Below are 2,390 nucleotides of genomic sequence, written 5' to 3' on the forward strand. Positions count from 1 at the left end.
AAAGCCAGTTACTATGATGCATGTTGGCCCAAAGCCCCTGCGGCAGATATTTATATCACGCAATTAGCTGTTTCTCCTTTGGTTCAAGGGTCTGGCTATGGCAAGCAACTCATGCAATTTTGTCTCGATAAAGCCGGTGATAATTCGGTGCAATTAGATGCCGTCGATCATTACCCGGCTTTACTTAAGTTTTATAAGGATCTGGGGTTTCGTATTATTGCAACAGGAATAGGTTTAGGTGATAAACGTCACTTGTTTGCCTACCCAATTAACGCATTTCCTGATTAGGAACTCCCAGTCGAAATCTCAGTCACTCATTTAAATGATGATGGAGATAAATATGGTTTACGCGTTACAAGAACACACTGTGTCATGCCCTTACTGTGGTGAAATGATTTCAGTCATCATCGATGGCTCTGTCGACTCACAGGAATATATCGAAGACTGTGAGGTATGTTGTCGCCCTATCACTTTTAGCGTGGAAGTTGATCATGAAGGCATTCATGTCCAGACATCACATGAAAATGACTAAGATGTGACTTTAGCCCACAATAGACAATAATAAATCCTATTTGATATTCAATATCAATTACACTAACATGCTGATTCGCTCTTGATGGCAATCACGCATCCATTCTTTTTATACCTAGCCGATAACAAACCAAAGACCTCAACCTCTCCATGCGAAAATTCTGGATCGAGTTTCACCGAATCAGTGGTTTAATTCTTATTATTCCACTTTTACTACAGAGTATTAGTGGGTCTATCATTGTTTTCGATCATGCTATTGATGAATGGTTAAATCCGCAACTCGTCCTTTCCGGCCAGCTCAATGCTCCTCCTGCACCACTCTCAGACATTTTGTATGCAGCCCTCCATGCCGTGCCCGATATCGCGCATATCAACTCACTGCGAGCACCACGTAGCGATAAGGCCATGTATACCGCCTTTGTGGAAATGAAATCGCAGTCACCACTGCATGGCAAAACTATCGAAGTGATGATTCATCCCTACACAGCAGATGTGGTATCAGTGCGTGAATGGGGCAGTTATTTCACATCAATGATTTACCTTTTCCACTTCACCTTTTTATTGGGTGAATCGATGGAGCTGGTGCTGGGCTTTTTAGCCATATTGATGTTAATCAACGTCATTGTTGGTGTTTATTATGGCTGGCCTCGTAGTAAAAAAGCCTGGAACTGGTTGCTGGCCCGCACCCAAAAGGCCACCTCAACTGTTGGGCGCTTTCGACGAACTCATATTGCGCTAGGGCTAATGTCTCTACCGATTTTTATTACCCTCATCGTGAGCGGTTTCAGCCTGATATTTCCTGATCAAACAAAGTGGCTTTTAAACCGTCCTGACAAAGCATCACCAAATGTAGCCTGGCTCGCAGATGAACCTGTCCAAGCTGAAAAGTGGCTGATCAGTGCAAAACAACACTGGCCTGATAAACAATGGCAACGGATTATTCCGCCAACGGAGCAGAATCCAAGCGTTGAAATCCGCTTAAACGCAGAGAATGACCCTCGCCAAACATCTGGTAGTTTTGTGTTATGGCTGAATCCACAAACCAATGAAGTGTTAGCAGAACAAAACTATAATGACATGACGGTCAGACAGAAAAGCGCTTTTTGGTTATTCCCTTTACACAGTGGTGAGGCCTTCGGGCTCACTGGACGAATTTTGGTGTTTGCTAGTGGCTTATTTACGGCTATTTTGAGTATTGCAGGAGGGTGGTTATGGTACCGACGCAAATTCAAGCGTCAGCACCAAAAACGAACTACTTAATCCACACTTGTTTAGCATTCACGAACTCTTTTATGCCATGCGGTCCTAACTCGCGACCATAACCTGACTTTTTAATACCACCACTAGGCAAGCGAGGATCTGTCTTCACAATCCCATTGATAGCCACTTGACCGGCATTGATTTTCATCGCAAAGTCCTTCGCCATTTCAGCATTATTGGTCCAGACACCCGCCCCCAGTCCAAACTCAGTATCATTTGCTAAGACAAGCGCTTGTTCAGCTGATTCAGCCTTAATGGCACACATCACGGGGCCAAATGTCTCCTCCTTAAATGCGGTCATATCTGCCGTGACATCAGCTAAAAAAGTCACCGGATATGCGAAACCTTTGCCTTCGGGCAGCTCACCTCCTAATAGACAACGCGCCCCCGCCTGAATAGTCTCAGTGACCTGGCGATGCAGGTTATCCCTTAAATCAGCACGTGCTATCGGCCCAATATCGGTAGTTTCTTCCAATGGGTCGCCCATACTTAATTTTTCCAGACGTGTTTTTAATTTATCAATAAAGTCGTCGTAAACAGGGGCTTCAATAATAATGCGCTTTGCTGCAATACATGACTGCCCAGCGTTAATAATACGA

4 protein-coding genes are annotated in these 2,390 nt (G+C 44.3%); 3 read left to right on the plus strand and 1 reads right to left on the minus strand.

What is annotated here, in order from left to right:
* The 3 genes from B4K20_RS05790 to B4K20_RS05800 form a co-directional block, all read left to right on the plus strand.
* A partial coding sequence (locus B4K20_RS05790; RefSeq protein ID WP_289282211.1) for a GNAT family N-acetyltransferase occupies positions 1-288 on the plus strand: 288 nt, incomplete at its 5' end.
* Between the two features lie 52 nt (positions 289-340).
* Positions 341-532 carry a CPXCG motif-containing cysteine-rich protein gene (locus B4K20_RS05795; protein ID WP_286304869.1) on the plus strand — a complete coding sequence of 64 codons (192 nt, stop codon included), beginning with the start codon at positions 341-343 and terminating at the stop codon, positions 530-532.
* Positions 533-681: 149 nt separating this feature from the next.
* Positions 682-1,791: a PepSY-associated TM helix domain-containing protein gene (locus tag B4K20_RS05800; RefSeq protein ID WP_289282212.1), complete on the plus strand. Its 1,110-nt coding sequence runs from the start codon at positions 682-684 to the stop codon at positions 1,789-1,791.
* Here B4K20_RS05800 and B4K20_RS05805 read toward each other — a convergent pair.
* Positions 1,784-2,390 (minus strand): aldehyde dehydrogenase family protein (locus B4K20_RS05805; protein ID WP_289282213.1); only part of this gene is annotated, 607 nt, incomplete at its 5' end. The two genes, B4K20_RS05800 and B4K20_RS05805, sit on opposite strands and share 8 nt — an antisense overlap.

Source organism: Methylophaga sp. UBA5088, from assembly GCF_002414625.1.
GTDB lineage: Bacteria > Pseudomonadota > Gammaproteobacteria > Nitrosococcales > Methylophagaceae > Methylophaga > Methylophaga marina.

Excerpts from the sequence above, each read along its gene's own strand:
- B4K20_RS05795 (WP_286304869.1), top strand. The coding sequence starts at position 341 with ATGGTTTACGCGTTACAAGAACACACTGTGTCATGCCCTTACTGTGGT.
- B4K20_RS05800 (WP_289282212.1), top strand. The coding sequence starts at position 682 with ATGCGAAAATTCTGGATCGAGTTTCACCGAATCAGTGGTTTAATTCTT.